18 protein-coding genes are annotated in these 25,839 nt (G+C 59.3%); 4 read left to right on the top strand and 14 right to left on the bottom strand.

What is annotated here, in order from left to right; genetic code table 11:
- Positions 1-22: 22 nt before the first annotated feature.
- Positions 23-2,074, bottom strand: coding sequence for an AsmA family protein (locus tag JLG71_RS01230; RefSeq protein ID WP_116280829.1), 2,052 nt, complete (start codon positions 2,072-2,074; stop codon positions 23-25).
- Positions 2,075-2,269: 195 nt separating this feature from the next.
- On the opposite strand from JLG71_RS01230, the gene JLG71_RS01225 reads away from it, so the two are divergent.
- On the top strand, positions 2,270-3,199 hold the full coding sequence (locus JLG71_RS01225) for a 2-dehydro-3-deoxygluconokinase (protein WP_116280828.1): 930 nt from the start codon (positions 2,270-2,272) through the stop codon (positions 3,197-3,199).
- Positions 3,200-3,393: 194 nt separating this feature from the next.
- Here the strand turns inward: JLG71_RS01225 and JLG71_RS01220 are convergent, their stop codons facing one another.
- The 9 genes from JLG71_RS01220 to bcsR all read right to left on the bottom strand — a co-directional run bounded on the left by JLG71_RS01220 (position 3,394) and on the right by bcsR (position 19,838).
- A complete protein-coding gene (locus JLG71_RS01220) occupies positions 3,394-4,899 on the bottom strand; it encodes a M16 family metallopeptidase (RefSeq protein WP_049071605.1) in 1,506 nt (501 codons plus the stop codon).
- A gap of 221 nt (positions 4,900-5,120) precedes the next feature.
- A complete protein-coding gene (gene dctA, locus JLG71_RS01215) occupies positions 5,121-6,407 on the bottom strand; it encodes a C4-dicarboxylate transporter DctC (RefSeq protein WP_014227166.1) in 1,287 nt (428 codons plus the stop codon).
- A gap of 154 nt (positions 6,408-6,561) precedes the next feature.
- Positions 6,562-8,568, bottom strand: coding sequence for a biofilm formation regulator HmsP (hmsP, locus tag JLG71_RS01210; RefSeq protein WP_025106810.1), 2,007 nt, complete (start codon positions 8,566-8,568; stop codon positions 6,562-6,564).
- 784 nt (positions 8,569-9,352) lie between these two features.
- Positions 9,353-12,838, bottom strand: a complete 3,486-nt coding sequence (bcsC, locus tag JLG71_RS01205; protein WP_200913941.1) for a cellulose synthase complex outer membrane protein BcsC — start codon at positions 12,836-12,838, stop codon at positions 9,353-9,355.
- The gene (gene bcsZ / locus JLG71_RS01200; RefSeq protein WP_181919023.1) at positions 12,820-13,929 is read right to left on the bottom strand and encodes a cellulose synthase complex periplasmic endoglucanase BcsZ; all 1,110 of its coding nucleotides are present in this window, start codon (positions 13,927-13,929) and stop codon (positions 12,820-12,822) included. The genes bcsC and bcsZ overlap by 19 nt, the downstream gene beginning before the upstream one ends.
- Before the next feature lie 3 nt (positions 13,930-13,932).
- Positions 13,933-16,275, bottom strand: coding sequence for a cellulose biosynthesis cyclic di-GMP-binding regulatory protein BcsB (gene bcsB, locus JLG71_RS01195; RefSeq protein WP_049070380.1), 2,343 nt, complete (start codon positions 16,273-16,275; stop codon positions 13,933-13,935).
- 10 nt (positions 16,276-16,285) lie between these two features.
- Entirely contained in the window at positions 16,286-18,904 is a 2,619-nt protein-coding gene (gene bcsA, locus JLG71_RS01190; protein WP_025106806.1) for a UDP-forming cellulose synthase catalytic subunit, read from the bottom strand.
- Complete coding sequence (gene bcsQ / locus JLG71_RS01185; RefSeq protein ID WP_049083602.1) at positions 18,901-19,638, bottom strand: cellulose biosynthesis protein BcsQ; 738 nt, start codon at positions 19,636-19,638, stop codon at positions 18,901-18,903. The genes bcsA and bcsQ overlap by 4 nt, the downstream gene beginning before the upstream one ends.
- An 11-nt stretch (positions 19,639-19,649) precedes the next feature.
- Positions 19,650-19,838 carry a cellulose biosynthesis protein BcsR gene (bcsR, locus tag JLG71_RS01180; RefSeq protein ID WP_004855289.1) on the bottom strand — a complete coding sequence of 63 codons (189 nt, stop codon included), beginning with the start codon at positions 19,836-19,838 and terminating at the stop codon, positions 19,650-19,652.
- Positions 19,839-20,005: 167 nt separating this feature from the next.
- On the opposite strand from bcsR, the gene bcsE reads away from it, so the two are divergent.
- From bcsE to bcsG, 3 genes are read left to right on the top strand one after another with little or no spacing between them, the layout of a single operon-like run.
- Positions 20,006-21,562 carry a cellulose biosynthesis protein BcsE gene (gene bcsE, locus JLG71_RS01175; RefSeq protein ID WP_025106804.1) on the top strand — a complete coding sequence of 519 codons (1,557 nt, stop codon included), beginning with the start codon at positions 20,006-20,008 and terminating at the stop codon, positions 21,560-21,562.
- Positions 21,559-21,756, top strand: coding sequence for a cellulose biosynthesis protein BcsF (gene bcsF / locus JLG71_RS01170; RefSeq protein WP_014227175.1), 198 nt, complete (start codon positions 21,559-21,561; stop codon positions 21,754-21,756). The genes bcsE and bcsF overlap by 4 nt, the downstream gene beginning before the upstream one ends.
- Positions 21,753-23,429 carry a cellulose biosynthesis protein BcsG gene (bcsG, locus tag JLG71_RS01165; RefSeq protein ID WP_025106803.1) on the top strand — a complete coding sequence of 559 codons (1,677 nt, stop codon included), beginning with the start codon at positions 21,753-21,755 and terminating at the stop codon, positions 23,427-23,429. Before bcsF ends, bcsG begins: the two co-directional genes overlap by 4 nt.
- 83 nt (positions 23,430-23,512) lie before the next feature.
- Here the strand turns inward: bcsG and JLG71_RS01160 are convergent, their stop codons facing one another.
- The 4 genes from JLG71_RS01160 to JLG71_RS01145 form a co-directional block, all read right to left on the bottom strand.
- The gene (locus tag JLG71_RS01160) at positions 23,513-23,620 is read right to left on the bottom strand and encodes a type I toxin-antitoxin system toxin Ldr family protein (RefSeq protein ID WP_004855299.1); all 108 of its coding nucleotides are present in this window, start codon (positions 23,618-23,620) and stop codon (positions 23,513-23,515) included.
- Between the two features lie 370 nt (positions 23,621-23,990).
- Positions 23,991-24,098 (bottom strand): type I toxin-antitoxin system toxin Ldr family protein, encoded by a 108-nt coding sequence (locus JLG71_RS01155; RefSeq protein WP_004855299.1) that lies wholly within the window; start codon positions 24,096-24,098, stop codon positions 23,991-23,993.
- 368 nt (positions 24,099-24,466) lie between these two features.
- A complete protein-coding gene (locus JLG71_RS01150; RefSeq protein WP_004855299.1) occupies positions 24,467-24,574 on the bottom strand; it encodes a type I toxin-antitoxin system toxin Ldr family protein in 108 nt (35 codons plus the stop codon).
- 265 nt (positions 24,575-24,839) lie between these two features.
- Entirely contained in the window at positions 24,840-25,838 is a 999-nt protein-coding gene (locus JLG71_RS01145) for a glycosyl hydrolase family 8 (protein ID WP_025106802.1), read from the bottom strand.
- Position 25,839 lies beyond the last annotated feature (1 nt).

Genomic DNA, 25,839 nt, shown 5'->3' with positions numbered 1-25,839 from the left:
GCGAGGGGCGTCTCCTTGCCGACTATTTTTTCATCTGCGACAGAATTGCCCGACACTGGTTCGCCTCGCCTTCGGCGGGTGAGATCAGCGCCAGCAGCGCGGCGGCCGGCGTCACCAGGGTCGCCAGCGCTGCCGCTACCGCGCCGCGGGCAATCAGCGGCCCCGCCTTCACGCCCGCATTCGGCGACTTAAAGGAGCCGCGCACGTAGAGCGGTGAACGCAGGGTGATAATGCGAAAGCCTTTGCTTTCCGGATCGATAGTGAGGTCCAGCTGCTCTGAGGCAAAGCTGGCGGTACCGGTGACGTTGATCAACGCGTTTTCCGTATCAAAGGCAAACACCTGCGGCCGGGCGACGCCGTTGACCACGTCGATATTGGCCGCCGCGCAGTTCACCCGCACCTCATCATCGCCAAAGATCTGCCCGATGATAAAGTTACCGACGTTCAGACCGAGGATCTCCATCAGGTTGCGGCTAATTAAACCGTCGTTCATCAGCAGCTTCAGGTTACCGTTACTGTTGCCCAGCAGCGCGGCGACGGAGTTGCCGGTGCCGCGAAGCTGCACATCGCCGTTCATTTCGCCGAGGGTTTTCTGCATCATCTCCACGTTTGGCATCAGCGCTTTCAGCTTCAGGCGGCGCGCCTGCAGGTTCGCCGTCCCCTGCAGCGGTTTTTTATCCCCTTCAAGATGAATGCTGCCGGCAATCGTGCCGTTGGCCAGCCCCAGACGCAGCGGCTGCAGGCGCAGGTCGCCCCGTTCGAGGATCACGTGGGTGGAGAGGTCGCTGATGGGGAGCGTGCCGCCGTGCTCAATGCGCCGTCCTTTAAAGCGCACATCGGCATCCATCACCTGCCACTTATCGGTTTCAAAGCGGTCATACGGCAACACTTTTCCGGCCGGCTGCGGGGAGGCTTCGCCTTTGCGCCGTTCGGTCTGGCTGCCTTTACCGCCGGAGTCGACGCCAATCAGCGGCCCCAGATCCGCCAGCCTTAGCTGTCTGGACTCAAGGTCGCCCTCCAGCTTAGGCCGGGGTTTACCGGTGGTGTAGGTCAGCGAGCCGTGGATATCGCTCTCGCCGATGCGGCCATTAAAATCCTGATAGGCGAAGCGTGAACCGTTTTTCTCCTTGAAGGTGGCCCGCAGATGCCCGTCGGTCGAAAAGGCCGGCGTATCCGGCAGCAGCACGCCGGTCAGGTCATAGAGATCGCCCAGCGAGTCCCCGGAAAACTTCAGCCGCAGATCGACGCCGCCGAGGTTAAGCGGATCGCTGACCGTGCCGGTAAACGCGACTCGGGTATTGCCGGAACGAAAATCCCCCTGCAGGGGGAACGGCGTCCCTTCGCTGCGCAGCGCCAGCATGCCGCCGATTTTGCCGCTACCGGAGAGCGGCTGTCCGTTGTAGCTCCCTTTCGCCTGCAGGCCGAAGACGTAATCGCCCACTTTCTGCGGCTGCCCTTTCCCCTTCTCGCCGGTCACTTCACTGAACGCCAGCGGCTTACCGAGCGGATCAACCACGATCGTCACGTCAGCGCGCGACACTTTGTCATCAACGGCAATCTTGCCGCGATCGAAAAGAATATTGTCGAGGCGGAAAGACCAGCTGGAAGGCGCCGCATCTTTCTCCGACGACCCCGCCGAAGCCAGGTCGAAAGTCCAGTTGTTGGTCTTCTCCGACAGTCGGATCAGCCGCGCGTCGGGCTGTTCAAGCTTAATCCACGGCAGATAGACCGTTTTGCTGAGCAGCGCCAGCGGGGCGAGAGTCGCCTCAACGCGCGGCAGGTGGACCATTGTGACCTGCGGGATATCAGGGGGGTTGCCAAGGACGATATCTTCGGCATGAACGTGCGGCCAGGGGATCCAGCTTCGCCAGCCGCTCTCGCCGGGCTGGCGTTCCCAGACGACGCCCAGATCGCCGCGAATCGCGAACGGGCGGTTCAGCTCGGCAGAGACTTTCTGGTTGATCGTCGGCTTCAGGCGGTTCCAGTCAAAGGTCGCCAGCACGATAAAAAACAGAACGATCAGTACGACAATCGTTCCCAGGATAATAGCCACGGTTTTTCGGGTTCTGCTCATCCCTTCTGCACTCCTTTTGCGTCTCGTCACTCCTGAATATAGTTGAGAAACGCCATTTGCTCCGCCGAATGAGGTTTTCGTCACATAATCCGCGTCAGGTCAAAAAAATAATGGAACGTTGTTTTAATATCATTGACCATCAAAGCGCCCCAGCGCACACTAGGGTTAATATTGATTTAATTTCAGGTCATCACTATGTCGAAGAAAATTGCCGTCATTGGCGAATGCATGATTGAGCTGTCAGAGAAAGGCGCAGCGGTTAATCGCGGCTTTGGCGGCGACACCTTAAACACTTCCGTCTACATCGCTCGCCAGACCGACGCCAGCGCGCTGGGCGTGCACTACGTTACCGCCCTGGGCACGGACACCTTCAGCCAGCAGATGCTCGAATCCTGGCAGCGCGAGAACGTTCAGACTGACCTGATTCAGCGCATGGCCGACCGTTTACCGGGCCTCTACTACATCGAAACCGACGAGAGCGGCGAGCGCACCTTTTACTACTGGCGCAACGAAGCCGCGGCGAAGTTCTGGCTGGAGAGCGAGCAGTCTGCGACCATCTGCGAAGAGCTGGCGACCTTTGATTATCTGTATCTTAGCGGGATCAGCCTGGCGATCCTCAGCCCGACCAGCCGCGAGAAGCTGCTGACCCTGCTGCGGGAATGCCGGGCGAACGGCGGCAAGGTTATCTTTGATAATAACTATCGTCCGCGCCTGTGGAGCAGCAAAGAGGAGACGCAGCGGGTTTATCAGCAGATGCTGGCCTGCACCGACATCGCATTCCTGACCCTCGATGACGAAGACGCGCTGTGGGGCGAGAAGCCGGTTGCGGAAGTGATTGCCCGCACCCACGCCGCCGGCGTTGAAGAAGTGGTGGTTAAGCGCGGCGCAGACTCCTGCCTGGTGGCGATTGCCGGCCAGCCGCTGCGGGAAGTCCCGGCCGTTAAGCTGCCGAAAGAGAAAGTGGTTGATACCACGGCGGCAGGCGATTCGTTCAGCGCCGGCTACCTGGCCGTACGCCTGACCGGCGGCGACGCCGAATCTGCGGCAAAACGCGGACACCTGACCGCCAGCACGGTGATCCAGTATCGCGGCGCGATTATCCCGCGCGAGGCGATGCCGCAGTAATTTTCGATTGCGTTAGGCCCGCCTGCGAGAATCCCGGCTTGCGCTGCGCTTAGCCGGGCTACTGTCTGGCGCTGGCATTAGACCGGATAAGGCGCCCCAGCGCCGCCTCCGGGAAAATCACCGGGCCAATCCAGCAATACGTAAAACAGATTAGCCATAAACCTCACCGGATAGCCACGCTATCCGGTTTTGCTTTACTGTGCTGGCGGGATATCCGTCGCTTCGTTACGCCCTTCCACAACATCACCGGCGGCGCTCGACGCCGCTGCGGCCGCTGGCGCGGGCACCATCAGCTTTTCCCACGTCGCCTGCAGTTCCTTCATGTTGTATTCCGGCTCGCCCTGCGGCTGCTGCAACACCAGCGCCATATCCTGCGACAGCTGCTGACGCAGGTACTGATTCAGCATGTCGACCGTCAGCGAATTGAGAAACTCCTGGCGCAGTTTCTGATACTGCTCGGGCGCGATATCCACCACCTGATTTTGCAACGAACGCATCCGCTGGCTAATCAGGATGTACGTATCGGTGCGCGCATAGGTGGCAAACAGCTTCTGCAGTTCGAGGTTTTTCTGCGCGATCAGGGCGTCAAACTCCTCCTGCGGCAGGCCGCGATCGCGGACTTTCGCCAGCTCGCGCGCCACGGTCGTTAAGTTGGCGTTCAGGCGCTCGCCCGGCGATTCGATATTGATCGCGCACTGGGCGCGCTGGTAGAGCACGCGGCAGTCAAAGCCAAGGCCGATATCCTTGATATTACTTTTGCTCAGATTCTGCTGTACGTGCCAGAACAGCGCTTCCCGGGCAAGATCGTCGCGCCAGTAGCGCTGCAGCGCGACCGAGTCGCGGATCGGCTGCCACGGCGCATCCCACATCAGCGACAGCTTATCCTGGCGCACCGCATCGGTCATGATGCTGACCGGCGTCGTCGGCAGCGGCGACAGCGTAGGAACCGCCACCGGCGTTTCGCGCTTGCCCTTCAGGCCGCCGAAAGTTTTGTTGATTTGTTCCGCGACGCTGCGGCTATCCACGTTGCCGACCACAATCAGGGTCATGGCATCCGGGGTGTACCACTTGTGGTAATACTCTTTTAGCTGAGCAATATCCACCGGCTGCTTCAGCGGCGCCGCCGGATCGTGCCCCAGCATGGTGGAGCCTTTCAGCCGATAGCGCCACCAGCCTTCTTTGGTATCCGCAGGCCAGGTCGCCACCATGTCTTCGCCCTGCAGCGCGTGGTTGACGGTTTCCGGGGAGATCGACATTTTACCGCTGGCGCTGGCCAGCCAGCTCAGCGCCTCTTTCAGCAGGTCGTTACGGTTATTCGGTATGCTCAGGTTAAACAAACTGTAGTCATAAGAGACGATGGCGGGCGGCAGAGGACGCTTCGGGTCAATACTCTGCTGCCATAGCGAACGGGCCTGCATGGTCGGGAGGCCACCGTTTTGCGTCAGCGCGAGGCGCGGGATAAAGTGGCTAAAGCCGCTCTGCTGAGTGCTTTCGCTCAGCGAGCCAATATTCACGGACAGGCGAACTTCGATACGATCGCTGGGACGCTGCGGGGTGGCTAAAACCTGCCACTGAAATCCATTCGCCAGTGTCCCCTGTTGCCAGGCCGGGTCCGGCTGGAGCGCTTCTGCCTGCACATAGCCGACCGTCGCCATCATCAGCAAACCACCGGTTAAGAGTCGAATTTTTGTGCCCTGCATGTGAACCCCTGATGAACAATCCTGGTTACAACAGCGGCCCACGGGAGGGCCGCCGAAAAAATATGGTGAGTTAAGTACGTCGGTTAGACCACACGGAGATGAAAATGTCGCATGTTGACGTGAAATAAACATAAGGGTCACCGCCGCGCAAGCGACAGTGACCCCTAATTATGCGCAGGAGCCCGTAGTCCAGCAAGGGACAACGGGCCTAACAGATGGATTTATGAGGATAATTCGTGCGATTTGCTTACCGGAGTACGGTTGTTCAGCACATCATCCAGCTGTTTCGCGTCCAGCTCTTTGACCCATTTAGCGACAACGATGGTCGCGACGCCGTTACCCACCAGGTTGGTCAGCGCGCGCGCCTCGGACATAAAGCGGTCGATGCCAAGAATGAGCGCCAGACCGGCAACCGGCAGGTGCCCGACGGCGGAAATCGTCGCCGCAAGGACGATAAAGCCGCTGCCCGTCACCCCCGCCGCGCCTTTTGAGGAGAGCAGCAGCACCACCAGCAAGGTGATCTGATGGAAAATATCCATATGGCTGTTCGTCGCCTGGGCGATAAACACCGCCGCCATCGTCAGGTATATTGAGGTGCCATCGAGGTTAAAGGAGTACCCCGTCGGGATCACCAGCCCCACCACCGACTTCCGGCAGCCCAGCTTCTCCATCTTATCGAGCATACGCGGCAGCGCCGACTCGGACGAAGAGGTCCCCAGGACAATCAGCAGCTCTTCGCGGATATAGCGGATAAATTTAAAGATGCTGAAGCCGGTGGCTTTGGCGATCGACCCCAGCACCACCACCACAAACAGGATGCAGGTGATGTAGAAGCAGACGATCAGTTGGCCAAGCTGCACCAGCGTACCGACGCCGTATTTCCCAATGGTAAAGGCCATGGCCCCGAACGCGCCAATCGGCGCCAGGCGCATGATCATATTGATGATGCCGAAGATCACCTGCGAGAAGCTTTCGATAACGTTAAAAATCAGCTGGCCTTTGCTGCCGAGGCGATGCAGCGCGAAACCAAACAGCACCGCAAACATCAGCACCTGCAGAATGTTACCGCTGGCAAAAGCGCCAATCACGCTGCCGGGGATAATATCGAGCAGGAACGCTACGATGCCCTGATCTTTCGCCTGTTCGGCGTAAACCGCCACGGCCTTCGCGTCGAGGGTCGCCGGGTCAACGTTCATTCCCGCGCCGGGCTGCACCACGTTTACAATGATCAGGCCGATGATCAGCGCAATAGTGCTCACGATTTCAAAGTAGAGCAGCGCCACCGCCCCGGTGCGGCCGACGGCTTTCATGCTCTCCATCCCGGCAATCCCCGTCACGACGGTACAGAAGATAACCGGGGCAATAATCATTTTAATCAGCTTAACGAAGGCATCGCCGAGGGGTTTCATCTGCGCACCCAGTTCCGGGTAAAAATGGCCCAGCAGAATACCGATCGCTATGGCCGAGAGAACCTGGACATAGAGGCTTTTAAAGAAAGAGATTTTCATAGGGTGTCCTTTGGAGATAACCACAGACCTTGAGGGGGTATTGCGTCCGTGGCTTAAAAATAACACCCATGAAACATTTCAGAAATAACGAGTGATGAAATTGCAATGCAATTGTTAATTTATTTGAACTGACTCGCATAAGCTAACAATGTTGTTACAAACTTGCATCCTCAACATCACCGGGTAAAAAACGGGCCATAAAAGCCTCAGGCGGCATGGCGCAGCCAAAAAGATACCCTTGCACCGTCTCGACGCCCGCCTCCTGCAGCCAGCGATACTGGGTATCGGTTTCGACGCCCTCCGCGACAATGTGCAGATTCAGCCCCCGCGCCAACTGGATAATCGCGGGCACCATGCTGATGTCATCGGGCAGCATATCGATAAAGACTTTATCGATTTTCAGGATGTCTACCGGCAGCGATTTAATATGCTGCAGCTGGCGCAAGCCCGCGTAGCCCATACCAAAGTCATCGAGGGCAATCCGCACGCCCGCTTCACGCAGCGGACGCAGCAGGGAAATAATCGCCTGCGGGTCGTCTATCCGACGGCTTTCAGTGACTTCCAGTACCAGCGTCCCCGGCGCGATACGATAGCGCGCCAGCAGCGCCAGCATCTCCTCGCCGCGATCGTGATGCAGCAGTTGCAGCAACGACACGTTGACCGACAGCGGCAACATGATCCCCTGATTTTGCCAGGCGGCAAGCTGCCGGCAGGCCTCTTCCATCACCCAGTAGCCGACCGGCACCATCAGCCCGCAGGCTTCGATACGCTCAATCAGATCGCCCGGCAGCGACCAGCTGCCGTCCGCCTGACGCTGACGCAGCAGCACTTCCGCACCGCACACCTCGCCGCTGTGGGTATCCACCTGCGGCTGCAGCCAGATGGCAAACTGCTGGTTATCAAGCGCCGTCAGAATATCGTGCTCTTCCATTAAGCGGCGCTGCGCTTTTTCCATCTGCTGCGGATCGAAGAACTCAATCTGGTTTTTCCCTTTACGACGCGCGGTTACGGCGGCGGAAAACGCCCGACGGTAGAGCTGTTCGGCGTTAATTTCGCCGTTAAACATCGCGATACCGACGCTGGCGCAGGGGCGCAGCTGGATGCCGTGCAGCGGCAAACGTTCATTTAAGACAGTGAGTACTTGCTTACTTAACGTCACCGCCTGCCAGGGTTCGTCAATGCCGTGGGCCAGAATCGCGAAGTCGTAGCCGCTCACCTGAGCCAGCACCATCTGCGCCGGAATAATCGCCCGCAGCTTTTCAACCAGGGTTAGCAGCAGCATTTCACGCTGCGTCTCTTTCAGTACGCCAGCGGTATCCTGTAGCGTTTCGCAGGCGATAATCAGCAGCGCCGAGGCCTGCGGGCGCGCGACGGTTTGCTCCAGCATGGCCATTAGAAAGGCTTTGTTCGGCAGCTCGGATACCGGAAAACGGGTCGATTGCAAAGAGAGTTCGTCGTGCAGGCGCAGCAGCGTCTGCTGATTACGGTTGTAGCTGCGCACCAGCATGCCGATTTCATCGTCATGATGGAGACGCGGCAGCGTGAGCTGATGGCCCAAACGCTCGTGCTGCGGGACATCGTTTAGCTCACGGGCGATTTTACGCAGCGGTCGTACCATCAGACGGTTGATGCACCAGGTGATCGCCACCGTCAGCATCAGCACCAGAAGCAAGTAAGCGGTCACTAACGTCGCCAGCGCGCTCATGACGAATTTATACATGCGGTATGAGTCGGCCTGGAGCACCAGATAGGCCAGCGGCTGTGGATTAGCGGGCCGTTCAAGGGAGTAGATAGGCAGCGAAATCTGTACCGGCAGTTCAAACATACGGGTGATGGTTACCGGTACCGGGCGCTCGGGGATAAAGCGCATCCGCAGCGCCTGGAACTGATTGGGCAGGACAACATCCGCCCGGCTGACGATGCCTGCGGGTTGAATACGGCTCAGAATGGCTTCCGCCTCAGGGATATCGGCTTTCAGGATAGCCGCTGACAGCGGTTCGCGAACGGAACGCGCGATGCTTTCTAACTGCGTGGCCGTGGTAAAACGACTCTGCTGAACAAAGTGGAACAGCAGAATAGAACAGAAGACCAGTACAAACGCCATGGACACGCTCGCGACCATCGCCATCTGTTTAATTGTAAGTGAACGGCTGACGCGCAACGGGGTTCTCCACTGAAACTGAACGCATATCGGGTATAGGTCCCTCTCACCGATCGTTATCAGGCTGATTATATACTCAAATTGTTCGCTCACGCCCGCAAGGCGCGAAGCAATGCCATCAGGCCGCTTTCCCGGAGGCGGCGCAATGCGCCTGTCCGGGCTACAAAACCCGCAGGCAGCACCGACCTGTAGCCCCGGTAAGCATAGCGCGACCGGGGAATATTCCCGGGTGGCGGCTGACGCCTTACCCGGGCTACGAAATTGCCCGGCCTACACGTTCACAGCCGCCATCGGGACGCTTTCCCGGAGGCGGCGCAATGCGCCTGTCCGGGCTACAAAATCCGCAGGCGGCGCGGGCCGGTAGCCCCGGTAAGCACAGCGCGACCGGGGAACATTCCCGGGTGGCGGCTGACGCCTTACCCGGGCTACAAAATTGCCCGGCCTACACGTTCACAGCCGCCATCGGGACGCTTTCCCGGAGGCGGCGCAATGCGCCTGTCCGGGCTACAAAACCCGCAGGCGGCGCGGCCGGTAGCCCCGGTAAGCACAGCGCGACCGGGGAACATTCCCGGGTGGCGGCTGACGCCTTACCCGGGCTACACGCTCACAACCACCATCGGGCCGGTAGCCCGGACAAGGCGCCCCTGGCGCCGCCTCCGGGATGCAGCGCGCTATGCAGCTTCCGCGCCACCGGAGGGGAAATCGGGCTGCCTGGCCGGAGGCAACGAGTATACGCGAAGAGCGCCGTGGAGTGGCGCCCTGTCGCATAATTCAGCCTAATCTGCTACCAGTCGGCATAAGGAACCAACGGCTGCGGCGGCATATCCATATCGCCCTGCCAGCCGGAAGCCGAATAGCGAACGTACAGCAGCGCATGGCTCGGGGTGTAATCCTTCGCCTGCTGGATATCCACCGCCGCCCCGACAAACCAGTTGCTGGTCACCCGTCGTTCAATCAGCGCCCGTGCGGTATAGCCGACGCCAGAACTGCTGCTGCCTTCTTCCGTGAGCTGGCTGGCATCATGACGATACTGCGAAGGAATCAAATTGAGCAGCGGATAGCGCGCCTCGGTTTTGGTGCGCGAGTGGGACCACGACACCGAGCCCCCCAGCTCCCATGACCAGTTCGCCGTCCGCTGACGCCAGGTGACCGGCACCGAGAAGGAGACATATTCCTGCGGACTGTAGTAACCGACCTGACCCAGCGTATAGCCGCTGAGATCCTTATCATAGTGCCAGAGCATATTGTTCAGGCCGACGGTGACCCGGCGGTTATCTTCGTTAACCACTTTATAGTAGTAGCCGGTCATCCAGCGCACGCGCCAGTTGTCGGCGACGTTTTTCCCGGTCAACTGGTCGACGCCCAGCGAAGACCAGACGCCGTTGGCCTCGCCTTTATCGTAGCTCAGACTCAGACCGCCGCCGTCGGCGCGCACCCCGCCCCAGGTCTTGCCGGTATGGCCGTCGTTAGGGTTATCCTTCTGCCCGCCAAAGGCCAGCAGCGAGCTGGAGATGGGGCGTCTGTGGAGGTTCACGGTGTAGCCCAGCGGGCCAACGTCGCTGCTGTAGCTCAGGCCGCCCACCACATCAACGACGTTAAAGCCCATCGGCGTGGTGCCGATATCGCCGCTCCAGGTATCGTTCTTCCAGCCCACCGCGACGCTGGCGCCGCTATCGCTCTGATGTTTGCTGCCGCCGCTACAGGCGATTTCACCGCAGGTGCCCCAGCTCGGCGAATAGCTGCCGTCGCTGTTCGTCGAAAAACTCCCGGCATCCATATTAACCAGATCGGTACGGAAGAACATTCGCCCGTCGGCCAGCGGCGCATCCACATGCAGCATCGTGGTATGGGCTTTCAGGTCGGAATAGCCGCCGGTACCGCTGGAGCCCCAGTAATCATGTTCGAGGGTGACGTTAAGATCCTGCTGACGATAAAGATCCGCCGCGTCGCTGCGGATCCCGCGCTTCAGCCAGTCATCGCTGCTATCGTTACGCGTCAGCCGCGTAAAGGTGTCGTTATCCTGCGGGCGCTCGCGGGCGACGCCGGAGGCCACCATTGCATCTTTATAGCCTTCCAGCGCCTGCTGCGGCTCGCCGTTCTGCGCCTGGAAACGCGCGGCGTCGCGCAGCACCAGCGCGCTTTCCATTGACGGCGGCTGCGCTTTCGCCTGCGGAACGATGCGGGCGAAGGTTTGCTGCGCCTGAGCGCGATCACCCAACCCGGCCTGCGCCTGGGCGATACGCCGCTGCATATTGATAGAATCGATGTCTTCGCCCTTGAGCTGCGCCACCTGGGCGCGGGCGGCGTTTTTATCGCCATCGGCAAGATACACTTCCGCCAGGCCCAGACGCGCATCGCCGTTGTCAGGCTGCTGCCCCAGCGCCCGCTGATATTCAGCAATCGCCGTCTGGCTGTCGCCGCGCTGCTGCGCCCAGTCCGCCAGCGTGAGCGCGTAGCGCACCGACGTCGGCTGCTGGTTAATCAGGGCGATCGCCCGGGCTTCCTGGCCGCTATCGCGCAGCTGATTCGCCTGGCGCAACACGTTATCGCTTTGCAGGCGCGCCTCCAGCTCGCGAATATTGTCCGTCCACTGCCCGCGCGGCAGGGCGTTAATCTGCGCCAGCGCCATCTCATCCTGATTATTCCCGGATAGATAGAGGCCGTAGGCGTAAACCCGGTCGGCATCGCCGGGCTGGCGGTTGACCATCGCGCGCATGATGGCATCGGCTTCGCTGCGGCTGCCCGCGCTGACCAGATCCCGCGACAGGCGGTAGGCGATCCATACGCTATCCGGATCCAGCGCCAGCCGTCTGCGCTGCACTTCCGCCGCCTGCGCCCAGTTGCCCTGGCTCTCCAGCGCTTCGGCCTGTTTCTCCAGCCGATCGTTCGTCAGGCTGCGTTCGATATCATCAATGCTGCGCCGCTGGCCCGGCGACAGGCTGGCGATGTACGCGCTGGCTTTTTCCGGCGATTCGGCGCGATACAGATTCGCCAGACCGCGCACCGCCAGGCTGTTGCCGCGATCCATTCTCAGCGCGCGCTGGTAGTAGCGCTCCGCCGCCGCGTTTTCTTTACGCGCCGCCGCCACGTCCCCCAGCCCCAGCACCGCATAGCTGTCGGTATTGTCTATGCGCTGCGCCTGGGCGTAATGATTTTGCGCCTGCGCCAGCTGGCCGCTTTTGAGGGCGCTATCGCCCTGCTTAATCAGCAGCCAGTAGCGGTTAGTCTTGAGCAGGCTGTCCCACTTATCGCGGCTCGGGCTATCCGGGTCCATTTTGATGGCTTTACTCAACTGGGCAACCGCCCGCGCCCGATCGCCGCGCTGGGAGTACGCCTGCCCCAATGCGCCAACCGCGTCGCTGTCTTTGGCATCCGCCCGCACAGCCTGCTGCAAATCGGCCACGGCCACCGAACCTTTCCCGGCCTTCACCGCCGCCAGCCCCTCTGCGCGATCGCGGAACGTCGGGTCTTTTAGCTGCGTCTGCTGCTGAGCGAGCAGGACGCGGGCATTCGCCGAGGTGGAACCGGTGGGAAACTGCATGAGAAAGCGCTGCAGCGCCTGCACGCTGGCCCGGCTGACCGGCATACTTTTCACTTCGTTAAACCAGATGTCCGCCGCGATACCGCGTCCCGCCGCCGAGCGGGACATCTGCTCCAGATAAGCAAATCCCTCTTCCGGCTTATTATCGCCAAACATCTGTTTCGCCAGCGCCGTTTGCAGCGGGACGTTGCCCGGCAAGCGGGCGTTGAGTCTTTTCAGCTGATTGATGCCTTCGTTATGACGGGCGGGCAGCCGCGCCACCAGCGTCCAGTACTCAATCGCCGCGTCATCATCATCAGGAACGCCGTTAAACAGCTTCTCGTAAGCGGCGATGGCCTCATCAACCTTCCCGGCCACGCCCAGCAGACGAGCCTGCTGCAGCTCCTGGCGACCATCGCCGGTGCTGCTTTTCATTTCGTCACGCGAGGCTTTCAGCTCGGGCGATTCCGGCGCCAGCTTCGCCAGACGCTCCAGCTGCTGCTTCGCGCCGGCGGTATCGCCCTGGCGGAGAAGATAGCGCATCCGCGCGGCAACAACGTCCGGGTTATTCGGGTCGATCAATTCCAGGCGATAGAGCGACTGGCGCACCAAATCCTCACGTTTGCTGGCCTCGCCGAGGCGGACCTGCTCCAGTAGATGTTCCTGAACAGGCGTAGTCGCGGCGTGCGCCAGCGGCATCAGCGCGACGCCTAAGGAGAGGGTGAATAAGCTTAGTGAGAACTTGTGCATTCCTGGTTCCAGTCAGGCCGTAATTCGCCACCGGCGGTGAAGCGAAAACGGTGTTGATCCCATCCCTGGCCGAAAAGGGTCAGGACCGCGCTGTAGTAAGCATCCGCGCCGGGATAGTTATCGGCGACGCGCTGGCGCTGAATGGCGCGTGCATCTTCCTTCTGCAAGAAAGGCAGTAGCGCAGCGGAGAAGCCAACCGGACCGTTGCCGGTAGTTTTACCGGTCGCGATGTTGGTTTTTTCCGGCGGCACGCCCTGGTCAATTGTCCGGGTCGCCATCGGTTTAAAACGCGCCAGCAGGCGAGCTTTTTGCTTATCGCCGTCATCGAGCATACCGGCCCACAGATAGACGCGAATGGCGTCATAGCTGCCGATAATGGGTTTATCCGCTTTCAGCTGCCAGCCTTTGCTTTTTTCGTAACGCACCCAGTCAGGCGAAAAACCTTTCGGCGCGGTTTCCAGCAGCAGACGCAGATTGCCGTCGCGTATCTTCGGCCAGGGAGCGCCAAACGCGGCAAAGTAGGTCGCCAGCTGCGGCGGCAGATAGCTGGGATTAAAACGCCAGCCGCGGTCATCGACGAAGCCGACTCTCCCCGGCAGAATCATCGGCCCCAGCCCCGGTACGGTGGCGACCTCTTCGTCGGCAATGCGCGCCAGCAGCGCCTTGCCTACCTCGGTGTACTGAGGCGTGTCCCACAGACGTCCGGCCTCCAGCAGCGCCCAGGCTATCCACAAATCGGAGTCCGAGGCTGAATTGTTGTCCAGCACCGTCCACTCGTCATCGCTCTTTTTCCCCCACAGCCAGCCCGGGAGATGCGCGCGCAAATCGCCCTCGGCAAGGTTGTTTTGCGTCCACTCGAACAGCTTGCGGAAGCCGTCGCGATCGTTAGCCGCCAGAGCAAAGAACAGCCCGTAGCTTTGCCCTTCCGAGGTGGTGATTTTTCGCGCATCGCTGGGGTCGATAATTCGCCCTTCGGCGCTGACGTACTCTTTTTTAAACTGCTCCCAGGCCGGCCACTGGCAGGCGGCGCTCACCTGCGCCGCCGCCAGCATCAATACCGATAACACCACACCGCGCACCGCGTTCATCATCAATTACTCATCATCAAGGTCGAGGCGGCGACGGCTGATAATACGCAGCATGCGCCATAGCACCCATGCCAGCAGGACGATGCTGACCGCGGCCAGAATAGCCAGCAGCACCGGATGGCTGGAGAGCGCAAACCAGATACGTTCGAACCACGGCAGGTGCCCGATATAGTAAATATCGCCCACCCTCAGGCTGTTGACGCCCGACTCACGAATCACCGCAACGGAACCAAACATCGCCGCGCGTTTACCGCTGTCGTTAAGCGCCTGAGTCAGCAGTTCGTTGCCGCGCGGGCTGTCGGCCAGCAGCGCCACGACGCTGCGCTGATCGTTGTACGGCGACTGGAAGCCAATAATCGCCGCCATCGGCCCGGTCGACGTGACGTCGGTGCGGGTATTCGGCGTTCTGGCCTCGGTATCTGGATAGATGCTGGCCAGATCGTAGTGGCGCATCGGCGTTTTCACCCAGCTTTTGGTCGCTTCAACCAGCAGGTTGATTTTCGTATCGTCCTTCAGCGCCTGCGGAATGGAGCCAATCAGCAGCAGATCGGCGTCTTTGTCCTTAATCTGGCTGCCGTCGTCGGTCATGCGCAGGTTAATGGCCGCCAGGCCGGTTTGCGCGCCAATGCCGCCGGCCGTCTCCAACAGCGTGGCAACCTGGCCCTCGGTCGGCGATTTGGGCACCACGACCAGGGTATCGGCGAGATCGGCCATCCGGCTGTACGGGAAGCCCGCGTTAGCAAATACGCGCAGATCCGGCATCGCCATAAAGTGATAGTACTTCGAGAAATCGATGGTCGAGTCGTCGCCTATCACCACGTGGTTCTGCACCGGCTGGAAGGTAATACAGTTATCGATAGAACCGCCCGGCATCGGGTTCATATACTGAAAGTCAAAGCGCAGCTGATTCATGGCGCCGAGGCGCAATGCCGGGATCGTCACTTCCGTTTTGCCGTCCAGCAGCCCCTGCAGCACCGGCAGGCGTAGTATCAGCTTATTCACATCCTGCGAGCTGTTGAGGCTGAAGGACTGTAAGAACCGATCGTTCAGGCTGATATCCATGCGCGAGCTGTCCTTGATAGGCGGCATGGTGTAGCGATAGTTCAGGTTCATATCGATGCCGTTGGCGCGCAGCAGGTAGAGGTCCGGCGGCAGGTTCAGCGCTACGTTGATGGAGTCCGGCACCAGGCCGCTGGATTGCAGCTGCTGTTCGTAGGTTTTCAGCTCGGCAAAGGTCACCGCCCGATCGGTACGCACCCAGTTCGGCGCATCGTAGGGTTTACGCGCCTGCAGCTGTTTGACATCGTCAACCGTCACGCTGCTGCCGCGGAACAGAATATTGCCCTGGGCTATCCCCTTCGCTGCCTGCAGCAGGTCGTTGTCATCCCGCCCGAAGACCACCAGCAGCTTGACGTACGGATTATCCGGGTGGTCGATCATTTCAATCGTCGGCGCCTTAACCGGCGGATGCTCGCGCAGGAAGTCAGGGCGCTTATCGTTGGTCGCAAACACAATGGCGTTACGGTCCGGCAGCGCGTTGAACTGCACCGGGAACTGCTGGCCGCGCCAGCCCGCCTTGCTGCCGAACCAGGAGGCGACGATGGCCGCTGCCTGCTGCTGCAGGACACCCGGCGCGGAGGCGAAGACCATCGGTAGCGTCAGCTGGCGGTTATCGCGCGAATCGTAGAACGGTATCGGGAAATGCGAAAGATCGTTGCGCACGTTCAGCGACTGGTAGGTTAAATCCAGATAGCTTTCGCGACCGACGTCCAGCCACAAGGTGCTGCTGGCCGGGTTTTCACAGACATCGCGATAGTGGCCGACAAACTCAAGGCGCACGCGGTTAAAGTCGGTGATATAGAGCGGATCGATAGGGATCTGCGCGCTGACTTTTTTACCCAACTGCTCTTTGGTGACCGGCAGCACGCCCATCAGCTCATCGTTAAGATACACCTTCAGCTGCGACTGCACCGGCAGCAGCGACGGAGAGGGCGTGTAGTCGAGATTCAGCAGCGCTTTTGCCACCACTTCATCGCTGCGCATACCGAACTCTACCGACCCCTCAGGGCGCGCGCCGCGCAGCACCATGCTGCCCGGAGGCGGGGCGATTTTGGCGAAGGTCAGCTTCACGTCGCGGGTCGGAGCGTTATCCAGCACCACCACCGGCGCTGCCGGATCGGCAAGCGTCGCCGTGGGCTGGCTGTCCGCCACCGTACCAGCGATACCGGGCACCGTCGTCGTCGGCGCGGCCTGAGTCGCCGCCGCCGTCGGTTCCGCATACGAAGCGAAGGGAGACCATCCGCTAATACCCACCGCTACTGCACAAATCAAAGAGAGTTTTCTGTTCATCGCATTATCATCATTGTTGAGCCATCGCCGGTTCTGCCGAGAGTGTCGCCGCTGCGCGTTCCGGACGGCGCGGAATAAACGAGACAAACCAGGCCACCAGCATGGTGAGCGAGCGGAAAATAACCTTCACCGACGGCGGAGAAAACTCCGCCAGGTGACGATATCCACGGAACCCCAGCTTCAGGATATCCAGCAGGCTTTCCATCGGCTTATCTTCCGGGAAGCTATCCTGCCAAAGCGCCCACGTATCTGCGCGGGCAAACGTACACTGTACAAAATCAATATGCTGTTGATTGCTTAACGGCAGCAGCTGTAGCCCGACCTCGCTGCCGTTGACCCGCGCGACCCGCACCGGGAAGGCGTACTCCTGCTGCCCGCGTTTCAGCAACAGCTTGACGTGCTGGCTTTCCAGCACCTGCGCCTCGCCGTGAATCTTGACCCCAAGGCCCCCGTCTGAGTAATCATGGACGGTACAGGAGAACAGGTGCCCGTCATCGCGGGCAATCGCCGCCGGCATCGACATCTCCACGCGGTGCGATCGCCGCACCTGCTTGCTTTCAACCGAGACCGCCACCGCGCCGCCGAGAATAATCAGGTTATAGAACACCCAGATAATGCTCACCCAGACGGTCAGAATTTCGTTTTCCGGGCCGTACATAAAGCGCCAGATCCCCACCCCGACGCCGACCAGATTCAGCAGCACGAGGTAGATATAGGGACGAGAGATCACCCAGTCGACGTACTCGTCCTCCACCAGTCCGCCTTTTGCCGTCACGTTGAATTTGCCCTTATGCGGGTTAATCAACGCGACAAAGGTCGGCGGCGCGATATACCACGCCAGCACCGTTTCATAGATCTCGCTCCAGAAAGAGTGGCGGTATTTGCCCTGAATCTTCGAGTTGGTCAGGCTGGCGTGAATCATATGCGGTAGCACGAACAGGGCGATCATCAGCGCTGGCGCATAGATGATATAGGCGTGCAGCAGCAGAAACGCCAGCGGCGCGGTCAGGAAGATCAGCCGCGGAATACCGGACAGAAAGTGCAGCATCGCGTTGACGTAGCAGATGCGCTGCGCCAGCTTCAGCCCTTTGCCAAACAAGGGGTTATCAAGGCGGAAAATTTGTACCATCCCGCGGGCCCAGCGGATGCGCTGGCCAATATGCGCCGACAGGCTCTCCGTCGCCAGACCGGCCGCCTGCGGGATACGCATGTAGGCTGAAGTGTGCCCGCGACGGTGCAGGCGCAGAGAAGTGTGGGCGTCTTCAGTCACCGTTTCCACGGCAATGCCGCCGATTTCATCCAGCGGGCCGCGGCGGATCACCGCGCAGGAGCCGCAGAAGAAGGTCGCGTCCCACATGTCGTTCCCGTCCTGCACCAGGCCATAAAACAGCGTGCCTTCGTTCGGCGTTTTGCGGAATCGTCCCAGGTTGCGCTCAAACGGGTCCGGGGAGAAGAAGTGGTGCGGCGTCTGCATCATCGCCAACTCTTTCTCTTTCAGGAACCAGCCCATGGTCATCTGCAGGAACGAGCGGGTCGGCACGTGGTCGCAGTCAAAAATCGACACGAACTCGCCCTTGGCGTACTTCAGGGCGTTGTTGATATTCCCGGCTTTCGCGTGTTCGTGGGTGGTGCGGGCGATGTAGTGCACCCCGACGTCTTTGGCGAACTGGCGGAACTCTTCGCGCCCGCCGTCGTCGAGGATCCAGATATTGAGCTTGTCCTTCGGCCAGTCGATCCCCTGGGAAGCGTAAATGGTGTTTTTCACCACGTTGAGGTCTTCGTTGTAGGTCGGCACGAAAATATCGACCGTCGGCCACTGCGCCATATCCTCCGGCAGCGGGACCGGCTGACGGTTCAGCGGCCAGACGACCTGGAAATACCCCAGCACCAGCACCACCCAGGCGTAGGTTTCGGCGAACAGCAGAATTATCCCGCACACGAGGCTCACGGGATCATCCCAGTTGAGCGTCGAGGTGTAGCGCCACCAGATGTAGCGGCAGGAGACGGTCAGCGACAGCACAATCAGCATCAGGGCCGAAAAGCGTCCCGGAATGCGGCGCACCAGCAGCGCCACGCCCCACAGCAGCAGCAGGAAAATAAACTGCGAGAGCGGGTTAAACGGCTGGGTAATACAGAGCAGCGCGAGGATTAGCGAGAAAAAGGTTATCGTGCCCAGAATAAACCGCCGCAGCTTTGGCGACAGGTGAGCCAGCTCTTTATGCTTATCCAGGTGACCGGTGCGGGCGTTAACCTTTTCCGGCAGCTTTTCCAGCCACTGGGCATAGCGCCCCTGGACGCCTTCCAGCGCCGCCAGCGAACGCCAGTTGATCTTTTTATCCGGCTCCGGCACCCGCGTCGCCAGCAGCCACACGCACTGCAGCAGGTAGCGAATCGGGTCCAGCGGGCGCGGCCGATGCGGATTAATATGCGGGAAAAACTCGCCGTGACGTTCGCGAATAGCCTGCCAGCGCGGCGTTTCCAGCGGCATAAACGCCCATGCCAGAGATGCCCACAGGCAGCCCAGCGCGGCCGACAGCCACGACGCGCCGTGCTGGCGATAGTCGCGATAGCGCTCGTTCAGCCGTTTCCCGACCGGCGGCGCCAGCAGTAAGGTGCTCAGGCGAATCATTCCGCCCCCTTCCCGGCGTAGTGCAGCAGACACCAGTTGGCCAGCGTCAGTATCTCCTCCGCCGCCAGAGAGTCCTGCCGGTACTCGCCGAGCGGCTGCTTCGCCGCCAGACACTCCGCCATCGCCTCATCACGATGGATAGTCACCGGCAGAATGCGGCGCTGGCTCTCCAGCCACAGCTGATACAAATCCTCCTGCAGCTGGCTGCCGACGCGCAGATCGTTAATCAAAATATCGCTATTGACCGGCAGCGCCTGCTGATGCAGGCGAATATGGCTGTTGCCGTCCGGATGCACGATGACCAGCGTGCGGTCGCAGACGTCAATGAGGGAGCGGGTCAGCGGCGAGTAACCGTCCGGCAGGTCAATCAGCAGCCAGCGGTGATCGCCCTGCTGATGAAGCTTCTGCACCATCCCGGCCATCGGCACCAGCGTCGGCTGAAGCTGGTCAATGTTCGCGCGCTCGCCCGGCGTCAGCTGCCCAAAGGGCAAAAGATCGATATGCGAGGTGTAGCGCAGACCGGCGTCGCGCCAGTCGCTGCCGTCGATCGTGGCGCGCGCCCAGCCCGCTTTGTGGCTGAAATCGACGTTGAAAAAAAAGCGCAACATGTTGTCCGGGCTGGCGTCCACCACCAGTACGGTTTCACCGAGTAATTGCAGCGCCCAGGCCAGCGCAGCGGTAATCGACGTGGTGCCGGTACCGCCGCGCACGCCCTGTAATCCCAGAATCGCCATCGACGGCTTCCTTACTTTTTCTCTGCTAATTCAGCCAGTAATGGCCAGCGTTTTAGCGCCGCGGTTAACTGCTCGCGTCGGGAAATATCGTGGTAGTGAATATCAGGCAGGGAAAATGCCCGGCTTAACGCCAGGAAATCATTTTGAAACGTGTAGCCCAAAGTCGCATCGGTGGGTACAGCAGGCTCTTTTGCTGGCATTTCTCTGTCCGTTGGAAAATACAATAAATTAAACCGAGAGGCGTAAGATCATCCTTAAAATATGTTTACATGCTAAAACTGATGTCCTTTAATTTCAATGTTAGGTTTACTCTGACGCTTTCGCTAGTAAACTAATCAAGTGTAAATCAAGTCTCACGAGGGACGCCGTGGATATCGTATATTCTTTGGGTATTTCATCATTATGGGACGAAGTACGCCATATGCCCGTGGGTGGAGTATGGTGGCTGAATGTCGACCGCTATGCCGACGCGGTAAGCCTGCTCAACCATACGCTGGCGGCCCAGGATAAACAGAGCCAGGTTGCGGCGATAGTCATGGGTGATAACCCAAATAAAATCATTGAACTAGAGAAAAATTGCGGGCCAGAAAAGGTGGCGTTATTTAGCATGCCGAACCGTGCTGAGGGGCTGCAAGAAATGCACCGCGATTTAGTTTGTTCCCTCGAACCTGGCAATTATTTGTTTATTCTGCTATGCGCTGAAAATGCCTGGCAGAATATAAAAAGCGATGATTTATGCAATTGGGTTGAGAAATCGTATCGATGGACTAATTATCATCGTTGTTCATTACTAGTACTTAATTCCGGGCACGATATCGATAAGCAACTCTCCCCTTTATTACGCGAGTACCGTTCGCTTTCCGGCCTGGCAAGTATTCGTTACCAGGGGGATAACCACCTGTTCGATATCGCCTGGTGGGGGAGTGAAAAAGGCATCAGCGCCCGGCAGCAGCTCATTGTTCTTCAGGATGAAAACGGCTGGCGGCTGGCACAGGATGAAGAAACGGTGGTGCAACCGCGCAGCGACGAAAAAGTCATTCTTAGCAATCTGCGCGTACTGGAAGGTGCCCCCGCGCTATCCGAATACTGGACGCTGTTCGATACCAACGACGCCGTTTTCAACGCCGGGAGGATGGCGCAGGCGGCAACGCTGATCTTCTCCATTACCCAGAACGAACAGATTGAACAGCTGGGACGCTATATCCATACCCTGCGCCGCCAGCGCGGCAGCGCGTTAAAAATCGTCGTCCGCGAGCAAACGCCGAGCCTGCGCGCCACCGATGAACGCCTGCTGCTGAGCAGCGGCGCCAATATGGTTATTCCCAGCGGCGCGCCGTTATCCCGCTGCCTCACGCTTATAGAAAGCGTTCAAAAACAGCAGTTTACTCGCCATATCCCGGAAGATTTTAATACTCTGCTGACCTGGAGCCAGCCGCTAAAACTGCGCGGCTACCAGAAATGGGGGGACTTCTGCGAAGCGGTGCACAATATTATGGCCAACACCATGCTGCCCGCCGATGGCAAAGGCGTAATGGTGGCGCTGCGCCCGGCGCCCGGCCTGCGCGTAGAGCAGGCGCTGACGCTGTGTAAGCCCAACCGTATGGGCGACATTATGACCATCGGCAACAACCGCCTGGTGCTGTTTCTGTCATTTTGCCGGGTGAACGACCTGGATACCGCGTTAAACCATATTTTCCCTTTACCAACCGGCGATATTTTTTCTAACCGCATGATTTGGTTTGAAGATAAGCAAATAACGGCTGAAATCATGCAGATGCGCGGGATTCTGCCGGAGAACTGGAACACGCCGCTGCCCATTTCGCTTGGCAAAAATGAAACCATCAACGCCACCCATGACGGGCGAAGCTGGCGGCGCAACCCCGAGGCGCACCGTCTGTCCATTGATGGGGAGCCAACCTTATGATGTCTATCGCCGATATTATTCAGCTGGTCGTCCTGTGCGCCCTGCTGTTCTTCCCGCTGGGATACCTGACGCGCCACTACCAGCGGCGTATTCGCACCACATTAAGACTGATGTTCTTTAAACCCCGTTATGTCAAACCGGCTGGCGTGCTGCGCCGGGAAGCGACATCCAGGCAAGGCAAATCAACGAAATGACCAAACCCAAAACACCCACCGCGTCGCTTCCGCTCTGGCGGTACTGGCGAGGCTTATCTGGCTGGAACTTCTACTTTCTGGTGAAGTTCGCATTGCTATGGGGCGGATACCTCAATTTTCATCCCATGTTAAACCTGGTGTTTCTGGCCTTCCTGCTGGTGCCAATTCCGCAGTATAAGCTGCACCGTATCCGCCACTGGATAGCGATCCCGCTGGGTTTTATGTTGTTCTGGCACGACACCTGGCTGCCCGGCCCGGAAAGCATTGCCAGCCAGGGCTCGCAGATTGCCGGCTTCAGCGCCGACTATATCTGGGATCTGGTGACCCGCTTTATTAACTGGAATATGGTCGGCGCGTTCTTCGTGCTGCTGGTCCTGTGGCTGTTTATCAGCCAGTGGCTACGAGTGACGGTTTTCGTCTCGGCGATCGTGGTCTGGCTGGTGGTCAGTCCGCTGCTGCCCTCTTTCAGCCTTTGGCCGGCAGGTCAGCCGACGACCGCGGCGGCGAACACCGCCGTTAATACGGCTGGCGGAACGGCCATCGCGACCAATACTGCGCCGGCGAATAACGATATTCCGCCGCAGACCGAGCCGCCGACGTCGGCCAATCTCACCAACTGGCTGAATGCCTTTTACGCTTCTGAGCAAAAACGTAAAACCACTTTCCCGGATGCGCTTCCGGCCGATGCCCAGCCGTTTGATGTGCTGATAATCAACATCTGCTCGCTCTCATGGTCGGATATTGAAGCGGCCGGGCTGATGGATCATCCGCTGTGGAAGCATTTCGACCTGCTGTTCAAAAACTTTAACTCGGCGACCTCTTACAGCGGGCCGGCGGCGGCGCGTCTGCTGCGCGCCAGCTGCGGCCAGCTCTCTCATGCGAACCTTTATCAGCCATCGGGCAGCGAATGCTATCTGTTTGAAAACCTGGCGAAGCTGGGCTTCACCCAGCAGCTGATGCTCGGCCACAACGGTATCTTCGGCGACTTCCTGAAGGAGCTTCGCTCGCTGGGCGGGATCCAGAGCCCGCTGATGGATCAAAGCGGCCTGCCGGTCATTCTGCAGGGCTTTGACGGCTCTCCGGTCTATGACGACCAGGCGACGCTGAACCGCTGGCTGCAGTCGCTGGATAAGCTGAATACGCCGCGCACGGCGACCTTCTACAACACGCTGCCGCTGCATGACGGTAACCACTATCCGGGCCAGAGCAAAACCGCGGACTATAAAGCCCGTGCGCAGAAGTTCTTCGATGAGCTGGATAATTTCTTCACCGAACTGGAGAGATCGGGGCGTAAGGTGCTGGTCATCGTCGTACCGGAACACGGTGCGGCATTGAAAGGCGACAAAATGCAGGTTTCCGGCCTGCGCGATATTCCCAGCCCATCCATTACTAACGTACCGGCGGCGGTGAAATTTTTCGGCATTAAGGCAAGACACCCCGATGCGCCGATTATCATCAACCAGCCAAGCAGCTACCTGGCGATTTCTGAGCTGGTGGTCCGCGCCCTCGACGGCAAGATGTTTGACGAAAACGACATCAACTGGCAGCAGTATATTGCCAACCTGCCGCAGAGCGCGGCGGTGTCGGAAAACTCCAACGCCATCGTCATTCAATACCAGGGGAAACCGTATGTTCAGCTGAACGGCGGCAGTTGGGTCCCTTATCCGCAATAAACGAAAAAGGCCGCAGGATGTTACCCCTGCGGCCCCGTTCGGGTGCATGCTGCCACTAAGGCAGGCAGATACCCACCGGCCGGCTACTTCCGGTTATCCATCCGGCTCACGATAATGCTAACCAGAATGCCAGCAATCACCGGAGCCGCCAGATCGTCCCACAGCACCAGGCCCAACTGAGCGAGCGTCATACAGCCGCCTTGTTGCAATGGCAACCGTTCGCGGCTATTCTCGAATTGTTGAGGTTCGAGATTAGCCCCCGATACGTTGCCAGGTTGATACCAAACAACGTGCGGGGGATTTCTCTTTCCAGCAACCCATCCATCGATGCCGCCGGGGTTCAAGCCCCCGCAACATTGCGCCTCACCGGGCGAGCCCGGCTTGCTGACGATTCTACTGGCCCGATCGGGTACCCGCACTCCGCCATTACGCGCGGTGCGAGACGCATTCCAGGAAACTTTTTTGTTGCAGCAATACAACGAAAAAGGCCGCAGGTTGTTACCCCTGCGGCCCCGTTCGGGCGCATGCTGCCACTAAGGCAGGCAGATACCCACCGGCCGGCTACTTCCGGTTATCCATCCGGCTCACGATAATGCTGACCAGAATGCCAGCAATCACCGGAGCCGCCAGATCGTCCCACAGCACCAGGCCCAACTGAGCGAGCGTCATACAGCCGCCTTGTTGCAATGGCAACCGTTCGCGGCTATCCTCGAATGGTCTAGATGCGAGGTTAGCCCCCGATACGTTGCCAGGTTTATACCAACAACGTGCGGGGGTTTTCTCTTTCCAGCAACCATCTCTCTATGCCGCCGGGGTTCAAGCCCCCGCAACATTGCGCCTCACCGGGCGAGCCCGGCTTGCTGACGATTCTACTGGCCCGATCGGGTACCCGCACTCCGCCATTACGCGCGGTGCGAGACGCATTCCAGGAAACTTTTTTGTTGCAGCAATACAACGAAAAAGGCCGCAGGTTGTTACCCCTGCGGCCCCGTTCGGGCGCATGCTGCCACTAAGGCAGGCAGATACCCACCGCCCGGCTACTTCCGGTTATCCATCCGGCTCACGATAATGCTGACCAGAATGCCAGCAATCACCGGAGCCGCCAGATCGTCCCACAGCACCAGGCCCAACTGAGCGAGCGTCATACAGCCGCCTTGTTGCAATGGCAACCGTTCGCGGCTATCCTCAAATTGTTCAGGTTTGAGAGTAGCCCCCGATACGTTGCCAGGTTGATACCAAACAACGTGCGGGGGTTTTCTCTTTCCAGCAACCAATTCATCTCTGCCGCCGGGGTTCAAGCCCCCGCAACATTGCGCCTCACCGGGCAAGCCCGGCTTGCCGACGATTCTACGGCGCCCTTCAGATTTCAGCACCCGGCTCGACTGCGTTATTCGAGGCGCATTCCATAGTTTACGCCTGGTCTTTATTTGCCAGCCATACCAGCAGCTTCAGGCTGGCGGAGTAATAGTCGTCCTGGGGCGTAATCTGCGGATCGGCCTGCGCTTCGCCAAGGGTTAAATCGCGTACCGCCAGCAGCCCGCCGGTCATAAACCACGGCGCCACTTCATCGGTATTCACGTTTATCCACGCCGGCGTCTGCGGACGCGGATAGCGCTGGAACCAGTTTTTCCACGGCGTCAGCAGGCTGCTTTTCGAGTCACTCCAGTAGACATACAGCGGAATACGGATCGCATCGAAGCTCATTCGCGTCGGCCACTCTTTTGCCGGCTCCATCTTACCGTCCGCTCTTAAGGCCACCCAGTCGCTGGGAAGCTGCGATTTCCCCCACGCCATGTTTCCCAGCAGCGCCTGGCCATCGCTCTGCAGCTTTCTCCAGGCGGTTAGATGCGTACGCGCGGCGAAGGCCTGCCACGCCGGAAAGATAAAGTAGGAGGGGTTAAGATTCAGGTGGTCGTTGAGATAGAATCCCTTTGCGCCCGGAAGCATCACCTGACGACCGGCAAACGTGACCACCGTAGACTTCAGGAGCGAAGCGGTTATCGCATCCGACGCGCTGCCGTAGGATTTTTCATGCCACTGCTGCTGCGCGCGCAGCAGCGCCCAGGCAATCAGGGTATCACCATCGGTGGCATCGTTTTTGTCCGCCACCGGATTGGGCGCCACCGGGTTATAGCGCCAGTAAAACAACCCGTTATCTTTGTTACGTAGGGTTTTATCGGTCCACTGCCATAGCTTGTCAAAGGCGGGGCGATCGTTATTAGCCACCGCTAACAGCATGGCAAAACCTTGCCCTTCGGTATGGGAGACGTTGCCGTTGCCGGTATCAATAATGCGTCCGTCCGGCATCATAAAACGCGATTTATAGCTTTCCCACGCCGTATCGGCCCACGCGTGGGGAAGCATCATCACCGTCGTCACCACGACTGTCGCTAAAGCACGCAAGGACATA

It is taken from the genome of Klebsiella michiganensis, assembly GCF_015139575.1.
GTDB classification, from domain to species: domain Bacteria; phylum Pseudomonadota; class Gammaproteobacteria; order Enterobacterales; family Enterobacteriaceae; genus Klebsiella; species Klebsiella michiganensis.
Note: the sequence above shows the minus strand (reverse complement) of the source record. Positions and strands in the feature narration are given on the sequence as shown.